25 protein-coding genes are annotated in these 20,555 nt (G+C 64.6%); 15 read left to right on the forward strand and 10 right to left on the reverse strand.

All coding sequences use genetic code 11. The features are described 5' to 3' along the window. Positions 1-54 precede the first annotated feature (54 nt). The 3 genes from NOV74_RS08025 to NOV74_RS08035 form a co-directional block, all read right to left on the reverse strand. On the reverse strand, positions 55-405 hold the full coding sequence (locus NOV74_RS08025) for a hypothetical protein (RefSeq protein WP_257310911.1): 351 nt from the start codon (positions 403-405) through the stop codon (positions 55-57). 9 nt (positions 406-414) lie between these two features. Next, positions 415-696 carry a helix-turn-helix transcriptional regulator gene (locus NOV74_RS08030; RefSeq protein WP_257310913.1) on the reverse strand — a complete coding sequence of 94 codons (282 nt, stop codon included), beginning with the start codon at positions 694-696 and terminating at the stop codon, positions 415-417. 470 nt (positions 697-1,166) lie between these two features. After that, on the reverse strand, positions 1,167-2,399 hold the full coding sequence (locus NOV74_RS08035) for a tyrosine-type recombinase/integrase (RefSeq protein WP_257310915.1): 1,233 nt from the start codon (positions 2,397-2,399) through the stop codon (positions 1,167-1,169). Positions 2,400-2,604: 205 nt separating this feature from the next. Between NOV74_RS08035 and NOV74_RS08040 the strand changes: the two genes are divergently transcribed. Further along, the gene (locus NOV74_RS08040; protein WP_257310919.1) at positions 2,605-3,060 is read left to right on the forward strand and encodes a hypothetical protein; all 456 of its coding nucleotides are present in this window, start codon (positions 2,605-2,607) and stop codon (positions 3,058-3,060) included. 164 nt (positions 3,061-3,224) lie between these two features. Here NOV74_RS08040 and NOV74_RS08045 read toward each other — a convergent pair whose 3' ends face one another. From NOV74_RS08045 to NOV74_RS08055, 3 genes are all read right to left on the reverse strand, one after another. After that, the gene (locus NOV74_RS08045; RefSeq protein WP_257312453.1) at positions 3,225-4,061 is read right to left on the reverse strand and encodes an endonuclease/exonuclease/phosphatase family protein; all 837 of its coding nucleotides are present in this window, start codon (positions 4,059-4,061) and stop codon (positions 3,225-3,227) included. Positions 4,062-4,155: 94 nt separating this feature from the next. Then, positions 4,156-4,389: a hypothetical protein gene (locus NOV74_RS08050; RefSeq protein WP_257310921.1), complete on the reverse strand. Its 234-nt coding sequence runs from the start codon at positions 4,387-4,389 to the stop codon at positions 4,156-4,158. A 393-nt stretch (positions 4,390-4,782) separates the two neighbouring features. Then, positions 4,783-5,223, reverse strand: coding sequence for a helix-turn-helix domain-containing protein (locus NOV74_RS08055; protein ID WP_257310923.1), 441 nt, complete (start codon positions 5,221-5,223; stop codon positions 4,783-4,785). 675 nt (positions 5,224-5,898) lie between these two features. Here NOV74_RS08055 and NOV74_RS08060 point away from each other — a divergent pair. Genes NOV74_RS08060 through NOV74_RS08075 form a run of 4 tightly spaced genes read left to right on the forward strand, consistent with a single transcriptional unit; the run spans position 5,899 to position 8,406 of the window. After that, complete coding sequence (locus NOV74_RS08060) at positions 5,899-6,237, forward strand: hypothetical protein (protein WP_257310925.1); 339 nt, start codon at positions 5,899-5,901, stop codon at positions 6,235-6,237. 16 nt (positions 6,238-6,253) lie between these two features. Beyond that, positions 6,254-7,111, forward strand: a complete 858-nt coding sequence (locus NOV74_RS08065; protein ID WP_257310927.1) for an MbnB/TglH/ChrH family RiPP precursor modification enzyme — start codon at positions 6,254-6,256, stop codon at positions 7,109-7,111. Continuing rightward, positions 7,104-7,886 (forward strand): HvfC family peptide modification chaperone, encoded by a 783-nt coding sequence (locus NOV74_RS08070; RefSeq protein WP_257310930.1) that lies wholly within the window; start codon positions 7,104-7,106, stop codon positions 7,884-7,886. The genes NOV74_RS08065 and NOV74_RS08070 overlap by 8 nt, the downstream gene beginning before the upstream one ends. A 52-nt stretch (positions 7,887-7,938) precedes the next feature. After that, on the forward strand, positions 7,939-8,406 hold the full coding sequence (locus NOV74_RS08075) for an FKBP-type peptidyl-prolyl cis-trans isomerase (RefSeq protein ID WP_371748425.1): 468 nt from the start codon (positions 7,939-7,941) through the stop codon (positions 8,404-8,406). A gap of 4 nt (positions 8,407-8,410) precedes the next feature. Here the strand turns inward: NOV74_RS08075 and NOV74_RS08080 are convergent, their stop codons facing one another. Both NOV74_RS08080 and thiC read right to left on the reverse strand, forming a co-directional pair. Then, complete coding sequence (locus NOV74_RS08080) at positions 8,411-8,992, reverse strand: DJ-1/PfpI family protein (RefSeq protein ID WP_257310933.1); 582 nt, start codon at positions 8,990-8,992, stop codon at positions 8,411-8,413. 98 nt (positions 8,993-9,090) lie between these two features. After that, entirely contained in the window at positions 9,091-10,920 is a 1,830-nt protein-coding gene (gene thiC / locus NOV74_RS08085) for a phosphomethylpyrimidine synthase ThiC (protein ID WP_306672391.1), read from the reverse strand. A 167-nt stretch (positions 10,921-11,087) separates the two neighbouring features. Between thiC and NOV74_RS08090 the strand changes: the two genes are divergently transcribed. The 7 genes from NOV74_RS08090 to gluQRS all read left to right on the forward strand — a co-directional run bounded on the left by NOV74_RS08090 (position 11,088) and on the right by gluQRS (position 16,960). Beyond that, a complete protein-coding gene (locus NOV74_RS08090) occupies positions 11,088-11,405 on the forward strand; it encodes a hypothetical protein (protein ID WP_257310936.1) in 318 nt (105 codons plus the stop codon). Continuing rightward, positions 11,402-12,370, forward strand: coding sequence for an ATP-dependent 6-phosphofructokinase (locus NOV74_RS08095; protein WP_257310939.1), 969 nt, complete (start codon positions 11,402-11,404; stop codon positions 12,368-12,370). Before NOV74_RS08090 ends, NOV74_RS08095 begins: the two co-directional genes overlap by 4 nt. Positions 12,371-12,436: 66 nt before the next feature. Beyond that, positions 12,437-13,504: a mannose-1-phosphate guanylyltransferase gene (locus tag NOV74_RS08100; protein ID WP_257310942.1), complete on the forward strand. Its 1,068-nt coding sequence runs from the start codon at positions 12,437-12,439 to the stop codon at positions 13,502-13,504. Between the two features lie 224 nt (positions 13,505-13,728). Continuing rightward, positions 13,729-14,088, forward strand: coding sequence for a phosphomannose isomerase type II C-terminal cupin domain (locus NOV74_RS08105; protein WP_257310944.1), 360 nt, complete (start codon positions 13,729-13,731; stop codon positions 14,086-14,088). After that, positions 14,088-14,777, forward strand: coding sequence for an outer membrane lipoprotein-sorting protein (locus NOV74_RS08110; RefSeq protein WP_257310947.1), 690 nt, complete (start codon positions 14,088-14,090; stop codon positions 14,775-14,777). Before NOV74_RS08105 ends, NOV74_RS08110 begins: the two co-directional genes overlap by 1 nt. Positions 14,778-15,012: 235 nt before the next feature. Then, entirely contained in the window at positions 15,013-16,005 is a 993-nt protein-coding gene (locus NOV74_RS08115) for a deoxyhypusine synthase family protein (protein WP_257310949.1), read from the forward strand. Positions 16,006-16,060: 55 nt separating this feature from the next. Beyond that, complete coding sequence (gluQRS, locus tag NOV74_RS08120; protein ID WP_257310952.1) at positions 16,061-16,960, forward strand: tRNA glutamyl-Q(34) synthetase GluQRS; 900 nt, start codon at positions 16,061-16,063, stop codon at positions 16,958-16,960. Position 16,961: 1 nt separating this feature from the next. On the opposite strand, the gene NOV74_RS08125 is transcribed toward gluQRS, so the two are convergent. Continuing rightward, positions 16,962-17,291 carry a DUF5329 family protein gene (locus tag NOV74_RS08125; protein ID WP_257310954.1) on the reverse strand — a complete coding sequence of 110 codons (330 nt, stop codon included), beginning with the start codon at positions 17,289-17,291 and terminating at the stop codon, positions 16,962-16,964. Between the two features lie 627 nt (positions 17,292-17,918). Between NOV74_RS08125 and NOV74_RS08130 the strand changes: the two genes are divergently transcribed. Together NOV74_RS08130 and NOV74_RS08135 are read left to right on the forward strand one after the other, a co-directional pair. Then, positions 17,919-18,491 carry a hypothetical protein gene (locus NOV74_RS08130; protein WP_257310956.1) on the forward strand — a complete coding sequence of 191 codons (573 nt, stop codon included), beginning with the start codon at positions 17,919-17,921 and terminating at the stop codon, positions 18,489-18,491. Positions 18,492-18,679: 188 nt separating this feature from the next. Continuing rightward, on the forward strand, positions 18,680-19,180 hold the full coding sequence (locus NOV74_RS08135; protein WP_257310957.1) for a protein-tyrosine phosphatase family protein: 501 nt from the start codon (positions 18,680-18,682) through the stop codon (positions 19,178-19,180). Positions 19,181-19,262: 82 nt separating this feature from the next. Here the strand turns inward: NOV74_RS08135 and rpsT are convergent, their stop codons facing one another. Continuing rightward, on the reverse strand, positions 19,263-19,526 hold the full coding sequence (gene rpsT / locus NOV74_RS08140; RefSeq protein WP_257310959.1) for a 30S ribosomal protein S20: 264 nt from the start codon (positions 19,524-19,526) through the stop codon (positions 19,263-19,265). 192 nt (positions 19,527-19,718) lie between these two features. Here rpsT and NOV74_RS08145 point away from each other — a divergent pair, with 192 nt between their 5' ends. Next, positions 19,719-20,549, forward strand: a complete 831-nt coding sequence (locus NOV74_RS08145) for a transketolase (RefSeq protein WP_257310961.1) — start codon at positions 19,719-19,721, stop codon at positions 20,547-20,549. The last annotated feature ends 6 nt before the right edge of the window (positions 20,550-20,555 follow it).

Here is a 20,555-nt window from a genome sequence, read left to right on the forward strand (position 1 = left end):
TGGCCTGGGCCAGTCCACCGGGCAGTACGAGTGCAAAGGTGGCAGCGGAGGGGGTCATGCTGGGACCTGTTCAAATCGAACCTCGGCCTCGGTCATCACCTCACGGAGAATCCGTAACCAGGTGGACCATTCGCCTGGGTTTTCTGCCCGCGTGTCGAAGATCCGCACGGCGACGGCCTTGAAGTGACCGCACATGATTGCCTGGAGTTCCAGCGACTCGGCCTCGGTCATCCTGGCTTCTGCAATAAGGGTGGCTTCCGCTTCCTTCCAGCAGAACGCCGCGCGTTCCATGGCGGAATAATCCACCAGGGCTTGGGTTTCAGGGGGGGCCTCCTCATAGCTGAGGAGGGGGGTTTCGGGACAGGCCTTCGGCTGGGCCTGGGGGGCGGTCATTAGCTCGGTCATGGGCTCCCCTCACACAGCCGGGGACGGGGTGACGGTGCGACTCGCCATGTATTCCCGAAGGGCGGCGATCTCATAGACCACCCGGCGCGGGGAGACGCGCACCCATTTGGGGCCGGTGCCCGTCTGCCTCATGGCGTCCAGGGTGGGCTTGGACAGACCGGTGTAGGCGGCGGCCTCGCGGACCGTCACGTACTCCGTGGGGATCCGGGGTGCCACATACCCAGCGGGCAGGCGGGGATCGGGCGCGGTGGGCTTGCTGGCTGTGGAGGGCGTGGTGCGGGGTCGGGCCATGGTTGGGCCTCCGGTAGCGCGGAAGATGGGCGGCTCACCCCATGCGCTAAACTGGAGGCGAGCTAGGAAGGGAAACCTTCCGGGTTCGCGGCATCCAGTGGAGTCCTGCCAGGGATTCAATCCACTGGATGCCGATCTTGTTATTGGGTTTTCAAAATCGCTTGACCGGTCTTCCTGTTCACTTTGGGTCTAGATCATTCTTTGGTCATGGTAGGACGGCGGAATATCTGCACGGGATGCGCCGTCCTGTTCACTTTGGGTCGCGTCCTTTTCCTTTACCTTCAAACAACGAAAAAACTAATGGGCTGATCCTAGAAGGGCTTACCTGTGGAGGTTGTGCCTTATTCATATTGTCTAGTGATTCCGGAGGCGAGACAGGTCGGGGGGGCTTGACTCAATCGGCATAGATCGCATCCAAGCGGGGCGAGGGTTTGCGGGTGCGTGTACTGCATGTTGTGAGTCTTCCGCACTCATTCAGCCTCCATCGCTTCGCCCATCTTCGCGGCGATCTTCTCAGCAGCGATGCGCTTCTTGTGGCGCTCCAGGTGGGCATAGTGTTTTTTCGTGGTGACGGTGGAGGCGTGGCCTGCAACCTCGGCAAGCGCTTCGAGGGTCTGCCCCTCATCGCCATAGGTGACGGATAGCGCGGTCCTGCGGAGGTCATGGAGGTGCACGTCTTCGATGTTGAGGGCCTCCGCCTTTTTCTTTTTCTTGGCCTTCACGAGCTCGGCTTCATCCTTGGTCAGGCGCTCGCGGATTCGCTCCCACACCTTTTGAAGGCCGATGAAGTGCCCCAGCTCCTCGCCGGGCTCCGGGGTGATTGGGGAAGGGAATACCCAAGGGCTTCCGGCCCGCGTCGCCTGAGCTCTGAGGATCTTTCCGAGCTGAGGTGTGATGGCCACGAGCTTGGCCCCGGAGCGGCGGGAAGACTTGTGTTCTTCCTTCTTGATCCACCCTGTAATGGCTTCCTGCACCTCTCCGGATTCGGGGTCTGTGGTCGGCTCATCCCATTCGATCTCATCCCAGCGAAGGGTGAGGCACTCTTGCAGGCGCATGGCGGATAGGAGGAGGGCGCGGATGGCTCCGGCGGCGGCGGGGTCAATTCCAGTCTTCTTGGATTGCGGGTCTGTTTCCTTCTCCGCCTTCTCCGCCTCCATGGCTCGCATGGTGCGCTCAAGGGCTTTCCGTTCGGCCTGGGATAAGATGCGCTCGCGCACCTTGGCGGCACCCGTGACCTGCTTTTTCAGCTTGTAGGCAGGGTTGTCCGTCCTCCAGGGTGGAGCCTCCTCCAGAGCCAGATTGAAGATTTTGGAAAGCACCCGGAGGGCGGCGTCTGCCTGGGAAGGGTGTTCCCGCATGGCGTCCGACCTGTGCCAGTCCTTAACCTCTGCCCGTGTCACGTCTGCCACCAGACGATCGCTCCAGTACGGCAGAATCACCCGCTTGATGAGTGCATTCGTCCATGCCTCCGTGGAGGCCTTCACGTTGGCCCGATCCGCCGCATAGGTTGCGTACAGCTTGCAGGCGTCGGCCATGGTCGGGGCCTTGCTTTTGCCCTCTGCAATCCTCACGGCCTCTTCAGTAGCGGCGGCCTTGGCTTTCCTTGCTTCCTCGCGGAGCCTGTTCCGCTCCTCCATCGGATCCTTCTCCGCCTTCATCTTCCGCACCTCGGCGGCCTTGGCGTGGAGCTCCTCCAGGCTCACGTCCTCCGGGTAGGATCCCAGCGGGTACCAGATGATCTTTCCCCTAGGCTCTGCGCGATAGCAGACGTAGCAGGGCGCGGAGCCTTGTGGACCTGGTAGCAGGCGGATGCAGAGTCCTTTGATGGCCCCCAGGCCTACCACCATCGTCTTGGTGCGCGGTTCCTTCTTCTTTGGATCCGGGCTCTTGAACCCATCGAGGAGGCGCTTGAGGTTCGTGGCGGTGACAGGCCTGCTGATTACTGATCCGCAGGCTGCACCTATCAGGATCACAAATGATGTTGATGTGATTGTGGAGGTGGCAAGCCAGGGGGTTTACCACCACGTCGATAGTGCCCTCCGAGTTCGAGGATTCAGAAATGACATCAGTGAGGGAGCCCCAGCATGCAGATACCGATTGGAGGACCTCATCCTGGATGTCATGCCCACAGACCCAGCAATCCTAGGGTTCAGCAACCGGTGGTACCCAGAAGCCATCCAAAATTCCCAAGAGCATGTTCTTGCAAATGAGTTGCCCATCTTAGTTGTGACACCCCCTTACTTCCTCGGGACGAAGCTTGAGGCGTTTTTCGGGAGCATGATCCTCTCTCAGCAGAAACTCATCCACCACCTTGACCAGGCGGCCTTTCAGTTTGGGTCGATCGCCGGTCAATCACCTGGCTGAGTTCAGCCACTCCGGAACCAGGCAGGGCCACAGAGCCAGGCAGTTCTTCACCGAGGCAGCGTCCCGTATCCGGTTGAACGGAGGCTCTCGATTGGGGACTCTGCACCTGGCACCGAAGGTCGGATCCATGTCAGGGCTGACTTGCTTCCACGACCTGCGCGGGTTTATCGAGGGGGGAGCGTCAAGCCAGGTTGGGTCGCGGCTGAGGCTGCTTTCCTCAGAGCTGGAGACTCATCGCCTGTCCACTTCAGATGCGCTGAGAGTGCGGCGTGGTCTGAGATCTTCGACCAAGGCGCACCGGAATGCATCTCGGCCAGTTCGACCGTAAAGCCGCGTACGTAGATGCGATCCAGACGTAGCAAGGGTTGCTTGGAGGGGAAACTCCGGCCAGGCGACTCGAGACTGCCGAACGCCCCACCGAATGCCTCGATCATCCCGAGGCGATGAGCCAGCAATTCATCCGCATCGTTCCGCCAGTCGTTGAAGTCACCGGCGATGATGAGGGGCGAGGCGGGGTCGGCAATGCCCTCGATGCATCCGGCGAGCGCATCCATCTGACGGCGCCGCGAGGGGGCGAACACCGAGAGATGGACACAGACACAGTGCAACGCCCTGGTCAGGCCCGGCAGGTGAATGGTGCAATGCAACAAGCCCCGCCGCTCGAAAGGAAAGTGGGTGACGTCCTGGTTGTGCGAATGCTCGATCGGAAAACGGGCGAGGATCGCATTGCCATGGTGCCCGTGGCCGTACATGACGTTGCCGCCATAGGCGGTGGACTGCCAGACATCTTCGGCCAGGAATTCGTGCTGGGGCTTGTAGGGCCAGTCTTCGTATTTTTTGGCATGCTTGCTGTGCAGGCCCTGGACCTCCTGAAGAAACACAATGTCCGGACCAAGCTCCCGCAGCCGCTCCCTCAGCTCATGCACCCTCAGGTGCCGATTGAATTGCGAGAACCCCTTGTGGATGTTGTAGGTGACGATGTGGAGGTGGGTAGAATCCATGGTCTTCACGATGCTGAGGACATCCTTCCTGCGCGTGGGCGGCGCAAATCCCGGGGAGCAGTGGTTGCGGTGGAGGCCAGGAAGCTTCGTGGCCCTAATCCGCCTGGCGATCTGCTTCTTCCTCCTGCAGGTCAGCGAAGAGATCCTCCATGTCATCGCGGGATTCCGGTGTCACTTCGCCGGTCAGGGCTTCGGTCACTTCATCTTCGGTCAGAGACCCGACGACCTGTTCATGAAGGGGCCGCTCCTGCATGTCCGCCGATACCGGAGCCGCTTCTTCCGGGAACGCCACTCCCATGGATTCCGACTCCTCGCGGGTCAGGTTCAAGGAGTCGTGGCGCTTGGTTCTCTTCGATGCCATGGATGCCTGCCTGTCCTTGAATGAAGGGAGGCTTCCTGCGACTTGGCCCTTCGTGCCTGATGTCAGGGTGGCGATCTCCGCGGGCCTGCCTCGGGAAAGAACCTCCTTCGCCTGGGGGTCATGCACCCTTCGGGCCATTATTAAAAAGCTATATATTCAACATTTTAGAAATGCGATCGGCCTCGCCTCTCCGAGCTTCCGATCAATTTGAAAGCCCATGGCCTCAAAGCGAAGTCACCCAAGCCGTCAAAAAGCCCCACTCAAAAGGCGGGGCTTGTTGTGAGCTGCGGGTGGTCTCTCAGTGTGGGCAGGAACTCCGCTGGCAGCGGGGCCAGGCCCCTCAGCGGCGTTCTGCTCTGCTCATTGGGCTGCCAATTCCTCAAGACGTGCTTTGGCTTGCCGCTTTCCCATGTCTCTCACGGCAGCAATCGCGGCCAATTGAGCTTGGCGAGGTTTCGATTTCTCGGCCTCCCAGTTGTAGACGGTCTGAGCGGAGACGCCGAGGAGGGTTCCCATTTCCGCAGCGGACAACCCAAGTTTCTGCCTCTTACTTGCCAACCCCTTTGCGCTGAACCTCATGCGGCCGGTCCCTTCCGGGCTTGGCTGCGCCGTCGCTTGTCCTGAGGCTTTTTTCTCCATGCGGGCCAGTTGTTTCTCCAATGAAGCCACGCTCCGCTTTAATCCGGAGATGTCAGACCGGTGTTGGGCCACAGCTTTCTTGAGGGCTTCTGTTTCAGTCCGCAACTCCTTGCGGGCCAAGCGCACAATTTCTACCTTCAGAATGGAAGCAATGTTTGGCATCTTGATTCTCCCATCGGAAATCGGCGACTCATGATTCCCCACAACCATCCTAGGTCATGTAGGAAGGGATCTTTCAGGCAAGTTTTTGAAAAATCTATTCCATTCATCACCAATTCCCTACAAGGGCCCAGTTGCTTGAGGGAAAGATCTGAAGGAACAAAAGATGTTGAAATCTTGCTGCATGAATTGCCAACCTGGATTTTGGGAATAGTTGGCTGAAAATCTTAAAATCTTGGCAGTTAAATGGTTCGTCTTTGGCCAAGAATCCCCTGCTTGAAGGTATTTAATGCCGAGCCAGAACCCACTCGGGGTCCTCCGAGGCCTTGGCCCTGCGCTGGCTATGGTTCGGTGATTTTAGAGCCCGAGGGGTCGCTGCACCGATTCACAACCTGGGCCCCGAGGGTGGGAGTGCCAAGCGTACCTCTGGGCCGCAACCGGCACAGTAGGAAATGGCCCGGATGGTCGGAGTCGCCAAGCCTGGCACATCTGAGCCAGGGAAAAACCACGCGATTCTGAAAAATAATTCGTCACACCTTTGCCGGTCTCTGCACCCCACAGGCTAACGACATGGCCGACCCTGGACTCCGGGATCACCACCGGGACAGGGATGAACATGGACGGATTTTCGGGGCCGCGCGGCGGCCCCTGCCGCGGGTGTGCCCGCAGGAGGATTCAATGATCACAAGACTCGTCGGTGCCGCCACCCTCTTCGCCGCTGGTTCGCTGGTGGCAGGCGGTTCCACCGTGGTCGCCGCCATGCCTGTTGGCGCCTTTGGTTCCGAAGCGGCCCTGAGCCAGGCCGGCGACTGTGGTGCCAAAGACGCCAAGCCGGATGCGAAGGCTCCTGCAAAAGCCAAAGACACCAAGGAAGCCAAGGGCAAGGTCAAGGATGGTGGCTGCGGCGGTGGCGGTGGTTGCGGCAGCGCGGACATGAAGAAGGACCAGAAAGGCAAGAAAGAGGGCAGCTGCGGCAAGGACAAGAAAGAAGGGTCCTGCGGCAAGGAGAAGAAGTAGGCCGCGGGAGATTCCGATGGTACAGGAGCGGTTCACCGGGGTCGGCCTGGGCCTCCGCCGCCCCCATCTGGAGGCGGTGGCGGCCCGGCCGGAGCACGGCGTGCCCTTTTGGGAGACCTGTCCCGAGAACGTGATCGGGGATGGCGGGCGGCCCCACCGGGACGCCTGCGCCATCCTCGATCGCGATCCTGTGCTCACCCATGGCTTGGCCATCTCCCTCGGCGGCTTCGACCCCTGGGATGGGGACTACCTGCGGGAGCTGGGGCGTCTCCTCATCCGCACGGGGACGCCCTGGCATTCGGAGCACCTCTGTTTCACGAGTGTGGATGGCAGCTGCCTGCATGAGCTGCTGCCGCTTCCCTTCACGCGGGAGGCCGTCCGCCACACGGTGGCGCGAGCCCGGGATCTCCAGGCCCACCTGCCAGTGCCACTCCTCCTCGAGAACATCACCTACTACGCCGAGCTGGGCCGGGCCGAGATGGACGAAGCCGCCTTCATCGCCGAGGTGCTGGAGGGCGCGGATGTGGGCTGGCTGCTGGATGTGAACAACGTCTACGTCAACGCCCTCAACTTCGGCTTCGATCCCAGGGAGTGGCTGGCGCGCATGCCCCTGCACCGCGTGGCCCAGCTGCACATCGCCGGACACAAGCGCTTCGGCACGCTCACCGTGGACACCCACGGTGCCGAGGTCATCGATCCCGTCATCGAGCTGATGCAGTGGACCCTGGCAAGGCTGGGGCGCCCCGTGCCGGTGCTCCTCGAACGGGACAATCACATCCCCGACCTGGAGGTGCTGCTGGCGGAGCGGACCCGCCTTCAGGTCGCCTACGACGACATCTTGGCCAGACCAATGCTGGGGGCGGGCCATGGCTGAAGCCAGCGTCCTTAAGCTCCAGCAGGCCCTGGCGGCCCTGGTGCTCGATCCGGAAGGTGCGACCTTCGAGGACGATCCGGCGGCCTTCGCCCGGAGTCAGGGTTTGCCAGAGAAGGATGCGCAGAGCTTCCAGCAATTCAACGAGGGGCTGGCGGCCTACCGGGAACTGGCGCGATTGAGCCTGGTGGAGCCCATCGAAATCATGTTCCCCATCACCAAGGCGCTGCTCGAACGGGAGGACGCCTGGGAGCCCTGCATCGAGGCCTTCCTCCAGGCGCGTTGCGTGGCCAGTCAGCACTACCGGGACATCGCGCCCGCCTTTCTGGGCTGGCTGGCGGAAACAGGCTGGGGCCAGGTCACGTGGCCCTTCCTGCTGGAACTGGCCCACGCTGAGATTCTGGAAGTGCTGGTGGCCCGATTCCCGGAAACCGAATGTCCATCGGGACTTCATCGGGATCCGAGGCCCGAGGATCGCCTCGTCCTGGATCCCGCTGCGCAAGTCGTGTCCTACCGCCACGCAGTCCACCAGGTGAGTGAGGCGGCACCGATACCCGAGTCCCGGCTCACCCACCTGCTGGCCTATCGGGACGGCGACGGCCGGCCGCAGCTCATGGACCTGACCCCTGCCGCCGCGACGCTGTTGGTCCAAGCCCAGACGGAAAGCTTGGTCGAGGCCGCCGCGGCATTAGGACTGCCGGATCTGGTCGCCACCATGACCCTGCTGGAGGAACTGCGGGACCGGGGCGCCATCGCCGGGTACCACGGAGTCTCCTGATCGGGCTGCCTTCCAGCCAGGCCTTCACGTAGACTCGAAGGTTGGAGGCGCCATGACCCGTAGACATCTCGCCCTGGCTGCGTTGCTGCTCGCGCTGCCCCTGGCCGCCCAGTCCAAGGCCGCGCCGGCCAAGAAACGCGCCAAAACCCTCAAGAAGAAGGTTCTCGCCATGACCACGACCGCCAGCGGCCTCCAATACCTCGACTCTCAGATCGGCACGGGAGCCTCGCCCCAGCCTGGCCAGCGCTGTGCCGTCCACTACACGGGCTGGCTCTCGGACCACGGGAAGAAGGGCAAGAAGTTCGACAGCTCAGTGGATCGCGGGGAACCCTTGGTCTTTCCCGTTGGCGTGGGCCGCGTCATCAAAGGGTGGGATGAGGGGTTGTTGACCATGAAGGTGGGCGGCAAGCGTACGCTCCACATCCCCGCCGCCCTTGGTTACGGCGCCCGGGGCGCGGGGGCGGACATCCCGCCCAACGCCGACCTGATCTTCGAGGTGGAGCTGCTAGGAGTCCAGTAGGCCGCTAGAGTGTGATGCGGGTTCCCAGCACGGTCAGGAACTGGGCCATCCAGGCAGGATGGGCCGGCCAGGCGGGGGCGGTGACGAGGTTCCCGTCGGTGACGGCGCCATCGATGGCGATGTCGGCGTACTTGCCCTTGGCGATCTCCACCTCGGCACGGCAGGCGGGGTAGGCCGAGCAGGTGCGGCCCTCCAGCACGCCCGCGGCGGAGAGGATCTGGGCGCCGTGGCAGATGGCCGCCACGGGCTTCTTCGCGGTGAAGAAGTGGCGGACGATCTCCAGCACCTTGGGGTTGAGGCGCAGATACTCGGGGGCACGGCCGCCGGGAATCACCAGGGCGTCGTACTGGTCCGGCTTGATGTCCGCGAAGGTGGCGTTGAGGGCGAAGCGGTGGCCGGGCTTCTCGGAGTAGGTCTGGTGGCCCTCGAAGTCGTGGATGGCGGTGGCCACGGACTCGCCGGCCTTCTTGTCGGGACACACCGCGTGGACCGTGTGGCCCACGGCCAGCAGGGTCTGGAAGGGCACCATGATTTCGTAGTCCTCTCCGAAATCGCCCACGAGCATGAGGATCTTCTTCGCGGCCATGACTGCCTCCTGGAAGAGAAACGGTCCTGATGATACGCGCTCATAGAGAAAAAGCCCCGCCTAAGGCGGGGCTTTTTCTCAGCGCCTGGCGGCGGAGATCAAGCTTTCTGGTAGACCTCGGCGCCTTTCTGGACGAACGTCTCCGCCATTTCCTCCATGCCCTTCTTGAGTGCCTCTTCCTCGTTGTACCCATGGCTCTCGGCGTACTGTCGCACATCATCCGAGATCTTCATGGAGCAGAAGTGCGGGCCGCACATGGAGCAGAAGTGGGCGGACTTGGCGCCCTCGGCGGGCAGAGTCTCGTCGTGGAACTCGCGGGCGGTGTCGGGGTCCAGGGCCAGGTTGAACTGGTCCTCCCAGCGGAACTCGAAGCGGGCCTTGCTCATGGCGTCGTCCCAGAGGCGGGCGCCGGGGTGCCCCTTGGCCAGGTCCGCGGCGTGGGCCGCGATCTTGTAGGTGATGACGCCGTCCTTCACGTCCTTCTTGTTGGGCAGGCCCAGGTGCTCCTTGGGCGTCACGTAGCACAGCATGGCGCAGCCGTACCAGCCGATCATGGCGGCGCCGATGGCCGAGGTGATGTGGTCGTAGCCCGGCGCGACGTCCGTGGTGAGGGGGCCTAGCGTATAGAAGGGCGCCTCATCGCAGACTTCCAGCTGCTTGGTCATGTTCTCCTGGATGAGGTGCATGGGCACGTGGCCGGGGCCCTCGATCATCACCTGCACATCGTGCTTCCAGGCGATCTTGGTGAGCTCGCCCAGGGTCTCCAGCTCGCCGAACTGGGCCTCGTCGTTGGCGTCGGCGGTGCTGCCGGGGCGCAGGCCGTCGCCCAGCGAGAAGGCCACGTCGTAGGCCTTCATGATCTCGCAGATCTCCTCGAAGTGCGTGTAGAGGAAGTTCTCCTTGTGGTGGGCCAGGCACCACTTGGCCAGGATGCTGCCGCCGCGGGAGACGATGCCCGTGACGCGCTTGGCGGTCAGCGGCACGTAGCGCAGCAGGACGCCGGCGTGGATGGTGAAGTAGTCCACACCTTGCTCGGCCTGCTCGATGAGCGTGTCGCGGTAGATCTCCCAGGTGAGGTCCTCGGCCTTGCCGTTCACCTTCTCGAGGGCCTGGTAGATGGGCACGGTGCCGATGGGTACGGGGCTGTTGCGCAGGATCCACTCGCGGGTCTCGTGGATGTTCTTGCCCGTGCTGAGGTCCATCACCGTGTCGGCGCCCCAGCGGATGGACCAGGCCATCTTCTCGACCTCCTCCTCGATGCTGGAGGCCACGGCGCTGTTGCCGATGTTGGCGTTGATCTTCACCAGGAAGTTGCGGCCGATGATCATCGGCTCGGTCTCTGGGTGGTTGATGTTGGCTGGGATGATGGCGCGGCCCCGGGCCACCTCGTCCCGCACGAACTCGGGGGTGATGCGGCTCTTGAGGCCCGCGGCCTCGCGGCCCAGGTTCTCGCGGATGGCGATGAACTCCATCTCGGGCGTGACGACGCCCTGCCGGGCGTAGTGCAGCTGGGTGACGTTGCGGCCGGTCTTGGCCCGCAGGGGCTTGCGGTCCGCGTGGAAGCGGATGGCGTCCAGCTCCTGGTCGCGCTCGCGGAGCTTGCGGTAGAGGCTGGTGGCGCCGGGCAGGGCCTCCACGTCGCCCCGACCCAGGATCCAGTCCTGGCGCAGGGGGCTTAGGCCTTTGGCCACGTCGATGGTGACGGTGGGATCGGTGTAGGGGCCCGAGGTGTCGTAGAGCACCACGGGTTCGTTCTCCGTGAGCTGGTCCTTGAAGTCGCGGGTGGGGTGGAGCTGGATCTGGCGGAATGGAACCTGGACGCCGGGCTGGGTGCCGGCCACATGGATCTTGGTGGAGGCGGGGAAGGGCTGGAGGCAAGCCGCCAGGGCCGTGCCGTCCACGGGGGTAAAACCGGATTGCATGGTCATGAAAACTCCGGACTTGAGAAAATCGGGCGGGATTGATCCCCGAATCAGCAAGTTTATCGCGGGGGGCGGGGGCGACGGATTCAAAGATTACGAAAGGGGATTGTCACGGGAGAACCGAAAGCCCGCCATCGGGTCAGATGCGCGATAATCAAATCTCCGGAGGGATCATGCCGCGACGCGTCCTGTTCATCAGCAGCCTGGCCCTCAGCTTGGTGGCCGCCCCCCGCGCCCAGGAAGATCCCGTGATGAAAATCCGGGCCCAGCGCGCCTCGGCCCAGGGGATTGCCGAGGGCGACCTTCCGCCGGTGCCCCGGGGCATTGTGGAACCGCCGCCCCTGCCGCCCCCGGAAGCCCATGTGAAGGACACCCGGAAGGGGAGACGGGCCGCTGCCAAGGCCCGGCACCGTAAAGGCAAGGCCGGCCTGAGGAAAGGCAAGGCCACAGCCTCCAGGCCCAAGGTGCCAACCCGCAGGAAGACGAAGTGAGGATCGGCGTCCTCACCTCCGGCGGGGACGCTCCAGGCATGAATGCCGCGGTCCGTGCGGCGGTTCGCCAAGCGGATGCCCTGGGGCACGAGGCCTGGGGCATCCGGCAGGGCTATCAGGGGCTGCTGGAGCGTGACTGGGCGCCCATGCCCAGCCGGGCCTGCGCCAACATCCTGCAACGGGGTGGCACCGTGCTGCACACGGCCCGCTGCCCTGAATTCATGGAGGCGGCCCGGCGGGCGGAAGCCGCGGCCAACCTCCGCGAGGCGGGGATCGAGGCCCTGGTGATCATCGGCGGGGATGGCAGCTTCCGGGGCGCCGATGCCCTCCAGCGGGAACAAGGCATCCGCTGTGCCGGAATTCCCGGCACCATCGACAACGACCTGCCCGGCACGGATCGCACCCTGGGCTTCGACACCGCCCTGAACACCGCTGTGGAGGCCATCGACCGCATCCGCGACACGGCTTCGGCCCACGGCCGGCTCTTCCTGGTGGAGGTCATGGGGCGCAGCTCGGGCATGCTGGCCGTCCATACGGCCCTGGCCTGCGGGGCCGAGGCGGTCCTTTATCCCGAATCCATGGACGATTCCTATCAAACCCTCGTGGCGCGACTGCACGCCAACTGGCTGCGCGGCAAGCGCAGTTCCATCGTGGTGGTGGCCGAAGGGGACGGTCTCGGCAGCGCCGTGGCCGTGGGCGAGCGGCTCCGCCGGGACTATGGCCTTGATCTGCGCGTGGTCGTGCTGGGCCACATCCAGCGTGGCGGCAGCCCCTCGGCCCTCGACCGCATCTGGGGTAGTCGCTGGGGGGCCGAAGCCGTGCGACGGCTTGGCGCGGGCGAGGGCGGATTCTACCTCGGCGAGGTGGCCGGGGCCCTGGCGGTCCAGCCCCTGTCCCGCATCCTGGATCCGCGTCCGTCGCCCCCCGGGGAGATGGGCGACTTGGTGGACATCCTTTCACGCTAGGCGGCTTGTGATGAATGCGGCCGCCGTGGTTCCCTGGAGGAGCCGCGAAACGGCAGGAGGTTGGTGATGTCGAGTACCCACAAGGACTCCTTAGTCGCGGTCGTTATGGCCGGGGGCCGCGGCACGCGGTTCTGGCCCCGCAGCCGCAACGCCCGACCCAAGCAGTTCCTGGCCATCGTGGGCACCGAGACCCTGCTGCACCAGACGGTTCGCCGCCTCGACGGGCATGTGCCCCCCGAGCGCATTTTCGTCGTGACCACGGAGGATCTGGCCGCCGAGACGCGCCGCATGCTGCCCGAGCTGCCGCCGGAGAACGTGATCGTGGAGCCTGAGGGCCGCAACACCGCGCCCTGCCTGGCCCTGGCCCTGGTGGAGATCGAGAAGAAATTCCCCGAGGGCGTCATGGCCGTGCTATCGGCGGACCACTGGATCGGTGACCGCGAGCTCTTCCTGGAGGATCTGGACACCGCCGTGAAGCACGCGGCTTGGGAGCATGAGCTGGTCACCTTCGGCATCCGGCCCACCTATCCCGAGACCGGCTACGGCTACATCGAATCCGAGGGCCATGGCCCCGTGCAGAAGGTGGTGGCCTTCCGCGAGAAGCCGCCCGTGGAGGTGGCCGTGCAGTACCTCGAGTCCGGCCGCCACTACTGGAATGCCGGCATGTTCGTGTGGACCCTGGCGGATTTTCGCGAGGGCCTGATGAAGCATGCCCCCGAGGTGCTGGCCCCCCTCGACGCCTGGATGAAGGCCGGCGCACGAGCCGCAGAGCTGCCCGCGGCCTATCGCCAGCTGCCCAAGCTGGCCATCGACGTGGCGCTCATGGAGAAGGCGGAGACGGTCGCCGTGGTGCCCACCCGTTTCCGCTGGTCTGACGTGGGATCCTGGCCCGCCGCCATCGAGTTCCAGGAGACCGATCCCGAAGGCAACGTGAGCCAGGGCGAGACCCTGCTGCTGGATACCCGCAACTGCGCCTTCTTCGGCGGCAAGCGGTTCATCGCAGCCAGCGGCGTCGACGACCTCATCGTGGTGGACGACGACGATGCCCTCCTCATCTGCCATCGCGACCACGCCCAGACCGTCAAACAGATCGTCGAGCGGCTCCGGGCCGAGGGGCGTGAGGATCTGCTGTAGGGATCAGGCTCCAGTCTCCAGACTGAACGCAGTAAACTCCTCCCATGGATAAACCGACCACCCTCCACGTCGACAAGCCCTGGGGACGGGGCCCCGTCCGCGAATCCGGAGGATGAGTGGGAGCGCGCCACAGGCGTGGCGTGCGATCCGGGGGTAGTCCCGGAGCCCCCCGCGAGGCTTGCCGAGCGGTGATGATGAACGGACCTTTCCAGCGAGCAGAGACCATGCAGCGACCCGACACCCTCCACGTAGACAAGCCCTGGGGCTCCTTCGATCAGTACGCCCTGAACACGCCCTGCACGGTGAAGATCCTCACCTGCAACCCGGGCCAGAAGCTGAGCCTCCAGCGCCATGCGCACCGGGGCGAATTGTGGGTGGTGCTGGATCCGGGCGTGGTGGTGGACCGCGACGGCGTGGAACTTCGTCCGGCCGTGGGCGAGGAGATCTGGCTGCCTCTGGGCAGCACCCATCGCCTGCGCTGCGATGCCAGCACGGCCCACCCGGTCCGGGTGCTGGAAGTGAGTCTTGGCACCTTCGACGAGGCGGACATCGAGCGGCTTCAGGACGACTACGGGCGCCATTGATGCGCGCCATCGTCCTGCTGTTCACGGCGGCCCTCCCGCTGCTGGCCCAGAGTGGCGAGGAGATCCTCGCCCGGGTGGATCGGCTGCGCCATCCCTGGCCGGTCTTCACCGTGGAACTCACGGTGAAGGCCCCAAGGATGGCCCAGCGCTGGAAGGTATCGGCGCGGGAGAACGGCGATGCCCGGCTGGACGGACTTTCCGACAAGGAGAAGGGCCGGGCCGTCCTGTTGCGGGGCGATGAGATGTGGCTGTTGCTGCCCGGCACGAAGCGGCCGGTGAAGGTCTCGCCCCAGCAGCGCATGATGGGGCCCGCGGCCGGGGGGGATGTGGCTCGCACCCGGTTCCGGGAAGACTACAGCGTGCGGGCGGTGGCAGAAGAACCCCTGGATGGCCGGGCCTGCTGGCGTCTGGAGTTGGTGGCGAAGCGGCCGGCCATCAGTGCGCGCCAGGTGGTCCTGTGGGTGGCGAAAGAGGGCTCCCTACCCTTGAAAGCCGAGTTCCGGCTCGCTTCGGGGCGGCTGGCTCGCACGGCCCGGTTCGGCCCCCCGGTCCAGGCGCACGGCCAGCCCGTGCTATCACGGATGGAGATCGAGGAGGTCGGCGGGGTCGCGGTCGAGCTGGCCTTCGGGAACTGGACCCGAGGCGGGGTGGCGCCGGGCGCCTTCGACCTTCCCGGCAGCGACCGGTGATAGACTGGTAGGCGAGGTGCCCGCAAGGGCTTCCCGCCACCAACCATCCCACCAATCGATCCCAGTCCCGTCCGCGGGGCTCCCGCTAAAAAACCCCACCACTCGAAATCCCGCCAAATAACCCTCACGAAGCGCCCGCACCTCCGGGCGCTTCCTTTTTTGGGGGCTCCGGGAGCGCAATCAGCGCTCGGAGCTGGAGGAACCCACTGGCACAATGAAAAGATTCGGAGGATTTATGGCCCCATCTGCGCCCAAGCTCGGTCCCGTCGGCAGCTATGTGAAGCATCATTTCCGGCACTTCAACGCCGCCGCCCTGATCGACGCCGCCGAAGGCTACCGGGTGTTCCTGGAGCAGGGCGGCAAGATGATGGTGACGTTGGGCGGGGCCATGAGCACCGCCGAGCTGGGCCTTTCCTTCGCCGAGATGATCCGGCAGGACAAGGTGCACCTCATCGTCTGCACGGGCGCCAACCTGGAAGAGGACATCTTCAACCTGGTGGCCCACGACTTCTACGAGCGCGTGCCCCACTACCGGGACCTGACGCCCCAGGACGAGAAGGCCCTCCTGGACCGCCACATGAACCGCGTGACCGACACCTGCATCCCCGAGATGGAGGCCATGCGCCGCATGGAAAAGGCCATGCTCGAGGTGTGGATGGAGGCCGACGCCAAGGCCGAGCGCTACTTCCCCCACGAGTTCTTCCAGAAGGTGTTGAAGAGCGGAAAGTACGAGCAGTACTACCAGATCGACCCGAAGCACAGCTGGATGCTCGCCGCCCTCGAGAAGAACGTGCCCATCGTCGTGCCCGGCTGGGAGGACAGCACGCTGGGCAACATGTTCGCCGCCGCCGTCATCCGCGGGGATGTGAAGAACGTCCACACCGTGCGCACCGGCATCGAGTACATGACCTGGCTCGCCAAGCACTACCAGGACGTCACGAAGACGTCGACGCTGGGCATGTTCCAGATTGCCGGCGGCATCTCCGGTGACTTCCCCATCTGCGTGGTTCCCATGCTGCATCAGGATCTGGAGCTGACGGAAGTGCCGCTCTGGGGCTACTTCTGCCAGATCAGCGACAGCACCACCAGCTACGGCTCGTACTCCGGCGCGGTGCCCAACGAGAAGATCACCTGGGGCAAGCTGGGCATCAACACCCCGAAGTTCATTGTGGAATCCGACGCCACCATCGTGGCCCCGCTGATCTTCGCCTACCTGTTGGGTTGGTAGCTCGCGGCTGTCAGCCCTCAGTTGCAAGCTGGCAGCTCGGCAGCCTCCCGATCCCATGACCATCGGCCGTTTCGCACCTTCGCCCACGGGGATTCTCCACTTGGGGAACCTGCGCACGGCGCTGGCTTCCTGGTTGTCCGCGCGAGCGGCAGGCGGGCGCTGGCTCGTGCGCATGGAGGACGTGGATGGCCCCCGCTGTCGCTGGGATCTGGGCGAGGCACAGCTGCGGGACCTGGCGGCCCTGGGGCTGGAATCCGATGGACCGGTGGTCTGGCAGTCCGGGCGCCTCGCCGACTACCAGGCGGCCCTGGTGGCGCTGCATGCGGCGGGGCGTCTCTACCCCTGTGCCTGCACCCGCAAGGATCTCCAGCTGCTGGCTTCTGCCCCCCACGCCGAGGACGGCCTGCGGCCCTACCCCGGTCGCTGCCGGGGTAGGGCCTGGGAAAGGTTCGAGCAGGCGCTCCGCCTCCGGCTGCCCGAGGGGGCCATGGCCTGGGAGGACCGCCTGCTCGGGCCTCAGACGGACGATCCCGCCACCCTCACGGGCGATCCGCTCCTGTTCCGCCGGGATGGCTGCTTCGCCTACCACCTGGCGGTGGTCGTCGATGATGGTGCCCAGGGCATCACGGAGGTGGTGCGGGGGGCCGACCTGCGCCCCGTGACCGCCACCCAGATTCGCCTCCAGGAAGCCCTGGGTCTGCCACGCCCTGACTATGCCCACTTGGGGTTGGTCGTGGCGCCCGACGGCAGCCGCCTGGGCAAGCGGGCCGGGGGACTGGGCCTGGAAGCCTTGGCGGCCCGGGGCGTTTCCTCTGCAGAGGTGCTGGGCTGGCTGGGCTGGAGCCTGGGTTGCCTGGAACGGCCGGAAGCCTGCCGCTCCGAGGAGCTCATTCAGGCCTTCGACTGGGCCGGGGCGCCGAAGGGCGAGGTGCGGGTGCCCGAGGCCTGGGCCTGATTCAGCGCTCAGCTTCCAGCCGCTTCAGCTCCGTCCACAGCCAGTCCCGAGCCAGCACGGTACGGCCGTCCTTGAGGCGGATCTCATAGGGCTGGCCGCTCAAGGAGCTCCCGCTGGCGCAGTAGCGGATGAAATCGGGCGCAGTCTTCACCCGGCGACCCGCGTTCCTCCATTTCAGGCGCAGGTGGTCGGCGGCGGCCTTGGGCGCGTGCTCGGCTCCATTCCGGAGGAAGACCGCACCCTCGAGGTTCGCCACGGCCTGGATGAGGGCCTCGATCTTCTGGGCCTCGGGCATGGCGGCCGGGACGGTGAGAAGGAAGGCCGAAATCATCTTTTGAGCATGCCAGGTATGGCTGCCCCCAGGAATCACCTGGTGCGCCTCAGTCGCAACCCTTTGGGGAAAAGGGTTGCGACTGAAAATGAGACCTTGACTCTGGCGCACCTTTCTCCATATTGAGATGCCACCTCAGGAAGTCGGAGATTTCCAGGTCGTGTGCCTTGGTTGTTTGATTTTTCGGGTTCGATGGCAGATCGTCAACTCGAGTCTTTGCTTGAAAAGATCAAGTTGATTCCCGCGGGAGGAATCATGGTTGCCCTTGCTACCAACCGCCAGGACCCAGACCTGGGCGATCCTGCCGTGTGGGTGCCCGGCTTGGCAACCAGCCCTGGCCTTCCTGGTACATCCCACCGCCATTTCGAATTCCGAGGAACTGAACCTACGCATCTTCTCGGCTCCTTCGCGTCCCTTCCGGATGGTGCCGATCGGCAACGGTGGCGGGCTCCGCCCCGACGCCAGCGGTCGACGAATCCACCACCTCACGGCTCGGACACGGCACCCAGCCGGGGAGCGGGGATGTGTGGCGGTCACGTTGGAGCCCCGCCCGAAGGGCACCGACATCGGGCACACCCAATCCAGCGACCGATCGTGAGCTCGGCCGCCCCTTCTTATGGAGTTCACATGAATCGCCTATTCACTTCACTAGCTGTGGGGGCCGCCACCCTCGCCTGCAGTACGCTGGTCGCGGAAGATTTCCAGCCCTTGATGGCGGCCACTCGGACCACTTGGCCCGAAAAGCAGCATATCGGCGTCATCTGCAACTACCGGGTGAGCCAGCCCCAGGTGATGGCCCTGGCCAAGGCTGCCGGCGAAGGCGCCTTGATCACGGTTGTGGATGCCCGGATTCCCGATGAGGCCAGTGCCGCGGCCACCTTGCTGGCGCGATCCAAGGCCAACTATGTGGTCCTGATGCCCCGGGACCAGGTCTTCCACGATGGCTCCTTTGCCGCCACCGTTGCCGTGGCGCGGCTGGCCGCGGCTGGCATTCCAGCGACCGGCACCACGCCTGTGGCCCTGAAGCAGGGCGCCGTGTTCAGCGTGGGGGACGGGACGGAGGGCCAGATCCTGGTCAACAACCATCTGATCGGAACCATCGATGTGACCCTGCCGGATCGCAGTACGATCCTTCAGAAGTCCAGCCTTGTCATGACCAGAGAGGGCATGGCTACGATCCGCGTGCGTTCGGCCAAGTAGTCCACCCGGTTCACAGGTAGAGCCCGGCTAAGCCGGGCTTTGTGTTGTGGCATCTCCCGGAGGGTTGTGACGCTGTTCATACAACCATATACGGATGGATCGGTCCCCTTGACTACACTAGGTGGGAGGGCGTATCAGCCGCGCCCCGGACTCCTTGGTTGGATCCAGTTACCGAATCGGAGGCCCTTGTGCTCCGTCCCATCCTTTTTCTGCTGTCCGCGCTGATTTTGACCGCTGCCAGCAACCCCATCCCCGAAGCTGTGGAGATGCGGCCCGGGGTCTTCATCCTGAAGGGCGGCGCCACGCCGACGATCTACCTTGATCTGAAGCGCCAGCACATCACCCATGTCCTCGACTTGCGGCAGGACAGTGAAATCACCCCTGCATCGACCTTCGGCTTCACGGTTCTGCAGGAAATGAAGGTGCATTACATGCGCTATGCGACCAGCCGGGTGCCGCCAGCGGCGGATCTCGACTTCATCCGCTCCCTGCTCAAGGAGTTGCCGAAGGGAGCGCGCATTGTGGTCACCTGCAGCAACGGAAACCGTGCGGCAGCCGCCGTCTGTCCGTGGCTGGTACTGGATCAGGGCCTGCCCCTGGCCGAGGTGCTAGCCGCGTCGCATCAAGCCGGACTCACCGTTCCAGAAACGGAAGTGGCCATCCGGGGCTACCTCCAGGCGCGCCTGTGATCGTTCGGCGCACAAGGGTTAGGAGAGTGTACAAAACAATGGACCCGGCTCTCCGGGTCCATTCGTAAAGCCTGAAGGCTGGTTAGGCCAGCTTGTTCACCTTGTCGGCCAGGCGGGACTTGGTCCGGTCGGCGGCGTTCTTGTGCATCACGCCCTTGCGGCAGGCTTTGTCCACCAGACCCTGGGTCTGGGGCAGCAGCTTGGCGGCGCCAGCCTTGTCGCCCCCGGCGATCAGGGCCAGGAAGCTCTTGACGGCCGACTTCAGGGTCGAACGGTTGCTGCGGTTGCGGAGGCGGGCCTCGGCATCGCGGCGGGCCTTCTTGGCGGCGGACTTGTGATTGGCCATGGGATCTGATCTCCAGCTTCCGGGGCAGTCCCCCTTGCAGGGGCTTGGGGAAGCGCGAAAGACCATCCTATCGCAAACACCGCGCAGGTCAAGGGCAAAAGGCGGCTCTCAGGGGTCATTCGCCCCTTCCGGAGCGGCCCTCCCCAGGGCATCCTAATCGGAGGCGAATGGCCTCCCGGGAAGGATGGGGTCATGCCGCAGCAGAAACTGGAGTCCGTCGAGGATCTGGCGGCGAAGGCGAAAGCCTTGCGCCGAGATGTCCTGCTGCAGGTGTTCAAGGCCCAGAGCGGCCACCCCGGCGGCAGCCTCAGCTGGATCGACATCGGCGTGGCGCTTTACTACCACGAGCTGACCGTATTCCCGGAGAACCCGGCGAACCCGGCTCGGGACCGCTTCGTGCTCTCCAAGGGCCACGCGTGCCCCGCCCAGTACGCCATCCTCGCCGACCAGGGCTTCTTCCCGAGGGCCTGGCTGGAGACCTTCCGCCAGTACCCCACGCACCTCCAGGGCCACGCGGAGAACCACTACACGCCCGGCGTGGAGGTCACCACGGGCAGCCTGGGCCAGGGCCTGCCCCAGGCTGTGGGCATCGCCCTGGGCCTCAAGGTGCAGCAGGCGGCCCAACGCGTCTACTGCGTGATCGGCGATGGCGAGAGCCAGGAGGGTGTGATCTGGGAGGCGGCCATGGCCGCGCCCCATCACAAGCTGGACAACCTTTGCGTCTTCCACGACCTGAACGGCCTGCAGATCGACGGCGAGGTGAAGAAGGTGATGAACATCAACCCCGTGCCGGACAAGTGGCGCGCCTTCGGCTGGGCTGTAAAAGAGATCGACGGCCATGACTTCACGCAGATCCTGGCGGCCCTGGCCTGGGCGCACACCATCAAGGGCCAGCCGGCGATGATCTGCGCCCGCACCGTGAAGGGCAAGGGCGTGAGCTTCATGGAGAACCAGGCAGGCTGGCACGGCGTGGCCCCCAAGCAGGACGAATACGAGAAGGCCCTAGCCGAACTGGCCGACTAACTGACT

The sequence above is a fragment of the Geothrix fuzhouensis genome (genome assembly GCF_024609325.1).
GTDB lineage: Bacteria > Acidobacteriota > Holophagae > Holophagales > Holophagaceae > Geothrix > Geothrix fuzhouensis.

Excerpts from the sequence above, each read along its gene's own strand:
- NOV74_RS08110 (WP_257310947.1), top strand. The coding sequence starts at position 14,088 with ATGCGCGCCATCGTCCTGCTGTTCACGGCGGCCCTCCCGCTGCTGGCC.
- NOV74_RS08105 (WP_257310944.1), top strand. The coding sequence starts at position 13,729 with ATGCAGCGACCCGACACCCTCCACGTAGACAAGCCCTGGGGCTCCTTC.
- thiC (WP_306672391.1), bottom strand. The coding sequence starts at position 10,920 with ATGACCATGCAATCCGGTTTTACCCCCGTGGACGGCACGGCCCTGGCG.
- NOV74_RS08030 (WP_257310913.1), bottom strand. The coding sequence starts at position 696 with ATGGCCCGACCCCGCACCACGCCCTCCACAGCCAGCAAGCCCACCGCG.
- rpsT (WP_257310959.1), bottom strand. The coding sequence starts at position 19,526 with ATGGCCAATCACAAGTCCGCCGCCAAGAAGGCCCGCCGCGATGCCGAG.
- NOV74_RS08090 (WP_257310936.1), top strand. The coding sequence starts at position 11,088 with ATGCCGCGACGCGTCCTGTTCATCAGCAGCCTGGCCCTCAGCTTGGTG.
- NOV74_RS08130 (WP_257310956.1), top strand. The coding sequence starts at position 17,919 with ATGAATCGCCTATTCACTTCACTAGCTGTGGGGGCCGCCACCCTCGCC.
- NOV74_RS08080 (WP_257310933.1), bottom strand. The coding sequence starts at position 8,992 with ATGGCCGCGAAGAAGATCCTCATGCTCGTGGGCGATTTCGGAGAGGAC.
- NOV74_RS08115 (WP_257310949.1), top strand. The coding sequence starts at position 15,013 with ATGGCCCCATCTGCGCCCAAGCTCGGTCCCGTCGGCAGCTATGTGAAG.
- NOV74_RS08025 (WP_257310911.1), bottom strand. The coding sequence starts at position 405 with ATGACCGAGCTAATGACCGCCCCCCAGGCCCAGCCGAAGGCCTGTCCC.
- NOV74_RS08125 (WP_257310954.1), bottom strand. The coding sequence starts at position 17,291 with ATGATTTCGGCCTTCCTTCTCACCGTCCCGGCCGCCATGCCCGAGGCC.
- NOV74_RS08100 (WP_257310942.1), top strand. The coding sequence starts at position 12,437 with ATGTCGAGTACCCACAAGGACTCCTTAGTCGCGGTCGTTATGGCCGGG.
- NOV74_RS08045 (WP_257312453.1), bottom strand. The coding sequence starts at position 4,061 with ATGGATTCTACCCACCTCCACATCGTCACCTACAACATCCACAAGGGG.
- NOV74_RS08075 (WP_371748425.1), top strand. The coding sequence starts at position 7,939 with ATGACCCGTAGACATCTCGCCCTGGCTGCGTTGCTGCTCGCGCTGCCC.
- gluQRS (WP_257310952.1), top strand. The coding sequence starts at position 16,061 with ATGACCATCGGCCGTTTCGCACCTTCGCCCACGGGGATTCTCCACTTG.
- NOV74_RS08070 (WP_257310930.1), top strand. The coding sequence starts at position 7,104 with ATGGCTGAAGCCAGCGTCCTTAAGCTCCAGCAGGCCCTGGCGGCCCTG.
- NOV74_RS08055 (WP_257310923.1), bottom strand. The coding sequence starts at position 5,223 with ATGCCAAACATTGCTTCCATTCTGAAGGTAGAAATTGTGCGCTTGGCC.
- NOV74_RS08145 (WP_257310961.1), top strand. The coding sequence starts at position 19,719 with ATGCCGCAGCAGAAACTGGAGTCCGTCGAGGATCTGGCGGCGAAGGCG.
- NOV74_RS08065 (WP_257310927.1), top strand. The coding sequence starts at position 6,254 with ATGGTACAGGAGCGGTTCACCGGGGTCGGCCTGGGCCTCCGCCGCCCC.
- NOV74_RS08060 (WP_257310925.1), top strand. The coding sequence starts at position 5,899 with ATGATCACAAGACTCGTCGGTGCCGCCACCCTCTTCGCCGCTGGTTCG.